At 63.5% G+C, this 3,700-nt stretch carries 5 protein-coding genes; 1 reads left to right on the top strand and 4 read right to left on the bottom strand.

Annotation, left to right across the window (positions count from 1 at the left end; translation table 11 throughout):
* The 3 genes from ACRCSW_RS20350 to ACRCSW_RS20340 all read right to left on the bottom strand — a co-directional run.
* Nucleotides 1-121 (bottom strand): GTP-binding protein (locus ACRCSW_RS20350; RefSeq protein ID WP_438707478.1); only part of this gene is annotated, 121 nt, incomplete at its 3' end.
* 40 nt (nt 122-161) lie between these two features.
* On the bottom strand, nt 162-485 hold the full coding sequence (locus ACRCSW_RS20345) for a hypothetical protein (RefSeq protein ID WP_438707477.1): 324 nt from the start codon (nt 483-485) through the stop codon (nt 162-164).
* Nucleotides 486-642: 157 nt separating this feature from the next.
* A complete protein-coding gene (locus tag ACRCSW_RS20340; protein ID WP_438707476.1) occupies nt 643-1,641 on the bottom strand; it encodes an alpha/beta hydrolase family protein in 999 nt (332 codons plus the stop codon).
* A gap of 183 nt (nt 1,642-1,824) precedes the next feature.
* On the opposite strand from ACRCSW_RS20340, the gene ACRCSW_RS20335 reads away from it, so the two are divergent.
* Entirely contained in the window at nt 1,825-2,817 is a 993-nt protein-coding gene (locus ACRCSW_RS20335; protein ID WP_438707475.1) for a sterol desaturase family protein, read from the top strand.
* A gap of 158 nt (nt 2,818-2,975) precedes the next feature.
* On the opposite strand, the gene ACRCSW_RS20330 is transcribed toward ACRCSW_RS20335, so the two are convergent.
* Complete coding sequence (locus ACRCSW_RS20330; RefSeq protein WP_438707474.1) at nt 2,976-3,626, bottom strand: pyridoxamine 5'-phosphate oxidase family protein; 651 nt, start codon at nt 3,624-3,626, stop codon at nt 2,976-2,978.
* Between the last annotated feature and the right edge of the window lie 74 nt (nt 3,627-3,700).

Raw genomic sequence — 3,700 nt, 5'->3', positions numbered from 1 at the left:
CCTTCATGTCGCGCGCAGCCACCGTGCCGGTCATCTGGATGAGCCGGTCGGCGAGGGTGGATTTGCCGTGGTCGATATGCGCCACGATGGAGAAATTGCGGATCTGGGAAAGCTCGGTCATGGGGGGCCGTATAGCCTGCCCTTACGACCCGTGGAAGGGGCTAGTAGGGCTGGACTGCGGCCGCGGGAATCCAGCCTTCGGTGTAGCCGCCGCCGCGCCCCAGATAGCCCACGCATTGCAGTTTTCCGTTGCGCGGGCCGAGGGCTACAAGGTCGTCCTGCAAGAGATACGCCTTCAGCTTGCAGCCCGCGGCCCCTGGGTCATCGGCGCAGCTGCCGCGGATGAAATGGGCCTTGGCGACGGTTACCTGACCCTTGGGGAGGTCGGGGTAGGGCCCGCCGTCGGTGCGGCAATTCTCGGCCAGGGCGGGGGTGGCGAGGAGGCTGGCGATCAGGACAAGCGCCGGGAGTCTGGATGTGGTCATCTGCGTCTCCTTTGCCGGAAAGGGCTAGTCCGAGGGCGCAAGCATGGCAAGTCGGGTGCGCCCTACCCTTTTGGCGGGCTGCCGGGGAACTGTGGTGCGGGAGTTTGCGGAGACGGGGGCGGCGGCTCGAATTCGTGCTTTGAGCCGGTTATGGACGTTAGCTTGATCCCAGAGCCGTCAGGACGATGTCCGCAGTCCAGTCATGAATTTTGGAACGGCTGATCCCTGGGTTGTCGGCAAAAATGAAGCCCTCGCCCGACACTCCTTCGGCGGGGAAGCCCAGGAAGGTGTAGTGGCCCACGTCCTCGCCAACGCTGACGCGCCGAAAACGAGGGTTGGCGTGCACCAACCAATCAGCGCATTCGTGTGATGGCGCTTCGGTATCCGCCTCGCCGGTGATGAGTGTGACCGGAATGCTGATTGACCCTAAAGACGCCACGTCGAAGGCCCTCACGGGAGGGGGCGGCGCAATTGCGACTATGCGTCGAATACGCTGGTCGACAAAACTGTCGCCTTGCCGCGCCCACGAGTCTCGAAACACCTTGGACGACTTCAGCAGGTGGGGGACATGGTTTCCAGCGTCCGGCAACTCCCTTGGTCCAGCGGTGAAAAGGTTCCGCTCCGACGACCACTTGACGTATCGCTCGACCGAGCTTCGAGCACCGGCCATCGCCAGGACGGTGTATCCGCCCAAGGAAAAACCGACGGCTGACACTCTGCCAAGATCAAGCCGATGGGCCAGCGGACCCTTGCTGCCAAGCTGCGACAAGAGCACGGAAAGGTCGAGAGCACGTTCCCACCAGCACAAGAAGCCTTCGGGCCGATAGGGTTCTCGACCGGTGTTGCCGTGGTGGTGGGCACCTACAACGACGTAACCGTCTTGTGCCAGCTTGCGCGCCAGCCAACCCATGCTCTCGGGTGATCCTCCCGTGCCATGGGACATGAGCACGACGGGAAAGGGGCCGGACTCCGCCAGATCGGCATCCACCTGGACAGGGCCGAGATCGAAAAACTGCCCAACGGGGTGCTTTCCGTCACCGGTGCTCGACGACGCGGGATACCATGCAGACCAAGCCAAGGGCCGAGGCTGGGCGCCGTCCCAATCGGACCTGTCAGGATCCTCGTCAAGTCCGGTCAGATATCCAACACGACGCATCACCGCCTCCAACCGCGATAAGATCGCAGGCTTGCGCTCAGGTCTTCAAGAGGTCTTTCGGGTTCTATACCTAGCTTCGATTTCGTACGCTCAACCGACATTCAAAGCAGCCCTCAGCCGCAGCCGCGCTGTTCTTGATCGGTCGCGGGTTCTGCGCCAGTCTGCGTCCAGGGGGAGCGAAGGATGGATGACAAGGATTATGGTCAGGAGGATGCCAGGGGGCACTGGGCTCCGGATCGGCCGATTTCCTATGGGCCGGCTTTTGATTGGCCGCCGGATCCGAAGCGGCTGGTGAAGTGGCTGTTCGGGTTTCCGGGGTACTTCCTGCCGTGGAATGTGTTCTATGCCGCAATGGCGCTGGTGCTTTGGACCTGGTTTTCGCCGGGGCTTGAGACGACCAAGACGCTGGCACCGGGCTGGATCGCCTATCTGCTGGTGCGCAACCTGATCCTGGCGGTGCTGGTCTATGGGGCCTGGCATCTTTGGCTTTATTCCTGGAAGCGGCAGGGGACGCAGTTCAAGTACAACCGGCAGTTTCCGAAGGAGAAAGCGCCGGGTTTCCTGTTCGGGAACCAGACCTACGACAACATGTTCCATACGCTGGCGAGTGGGGTGCCGATCTGGACGGCGTATGAGGTACTGCTCCTCTGGGCTTATGCCAACGGCTGGGCGCCGGTGGTGACCTTTGCGGAAAGCCCGGTCTGGTTCGTTGCGGTCTTCTTCCTGGTGCCGCTGATCCATGAGGTCGGTTTCTACTTCTGCCACCGGCTTCTGCATTTCTCGCCGCTCTACGAGATCGCGCACAAGCTTCATCACCGGAACATCAATCCGGGGCCGTGGTCGGGGCTATCCATGCACCCGATCGAGCATCTGATCTATTTCTCGACGATCCTTCTCTTCTTCCTGATCCCCAGCCACCCGGTCCACATGATCAACCTTGCGTCCCGGCTGGGCGTGTCACCGGCGCAGGGGCATACGGGGTTTGACCGGGTGGTGCTGGGCGAGGAGGCAAGCTTCGAGGCGAGCTATTACGCGCACTACCTGCATCACAAATACTTCGAGGTGAACTATGCCGACGGGATGGTGCCTTTGGACCGCTGGTTCGGGTCGTTCCACGACGGCACGCCTGAGGCGCATGAGGCGATGAAGGCCCGGCGGCAGCGGCGGAGCACCTGAGGCGCTGGGTCAGTGCGGGCTGGGGCGGTTTTCATATTGAGCGCTGACGCGCGAAGACCTTTTTGTCTCGCCTCTGCGCGTGAAGAACGCGCAACCGGCTCGGGTGGCCTCCGGCGGGGATACTTGGGCAAATGTGAAAGGAGAGCGGAAGCGGGGGGTCAGCCGATCCGATAGCCGCTTGCGTAGGCGGGCAGAGCGATGCCGGGTGCAAGGTCCGGCGCGGGCTCGGGCGTGCGCATGGTCAGGCGGATCGGCAGGACCCCGGCCCACACCGGCCAGTCGCGGTCTTCGGGCGGATCTGTGGGCGGACCGGCCGAGATTTTCGCCGAGGCCTCGGTCAGTGGGAGCGAGAGAATGCGGGTGGCTTTCAGCTCCTGTGCGGTGATCGGGCGCAGCTGGTTCCAGCGGCCGGGGAAGAGCTGCTCCATCATGGTGCGGAGATGGGCGGTTTTGGCCTCGGCCCCTTCGACCACCTGGGCCACGCCGAAGACCATGACCGACCGGTAGTTGACCGAGTGCTCAAGGCCCGAGCGGGCCAGCACCATGCCGTCGGTCAGGGTGACGGTGAGGCAGACCTGCGTGTCGGCGGCGCGCTTCTGCATCCGGCTGGCGGACGAGCCGTGCCAGTAGATCCGGTCGCCCTCGCGCCACTGGAGGGTGGGGGTCACCACGGGGAAGCCGTCGACGACATGGCCGACGTGGGCCACGGGCATCGCATCGAGGATCGCGTCGATGGTGGCGCGGTCATAGGCGGCCTTTTCGTGCAAGCGTCGGGCGCGGGTGCGGGGGCTGGGGGCAGTATCTGGCATCGGCGGATCACACTTGCGCTTGGAGGGGAGGGGGCGGCGTGAATGAACGTCATTTCTACCGCATGTTGTAGCAC

Source organism: Tabrizicola sp. (assembly GCF_051645465.1).
GTDB lineage: Bacteria > Pseudomonadota > Alphaproteobacteria > Rhodobacterales > Rhodobacteraceae > Tabrizicola.
The sequence above is the reverse complement of the archived record's forward strand: the minus strand, read 5'-3'. Positions and strand labels throughout refer to the sequence as shown.

Excerpts from the sequence above, each read along its gene's own strand:
- ACRCSW_RS20335 (WP_438707475.1), top strand. The coding sequence starts at position 1,825 with ATGGATGACAAGGATTATGGTCAGGAGGATGCCAGGGGGCACTGGGCT.
- ACRCSW_RS20340 (WP_438707476.1), bottom strand. The coding sequence starts at position 1,641 with ATGCGTCGTGTTGGATATCTGACCGGACTTGACGAGGATCCTGACAGG.
- ACRCSW_RS20345 (WP_438707477.1), bottom strand. The coding sequence starts at position 485 with ATGACCACATCCAGACTCCCGGCGCTTGTCCTGATCGCCAGCCTCCTC.
- ACRCSW_RS20330 (WP_438707474.1), bottom strand. The coding sequence starts at position 3,626 with ATGCCAGATACTGCCCCCAGCCCCCGCACCCGCGCCCGACGCTTGCAC.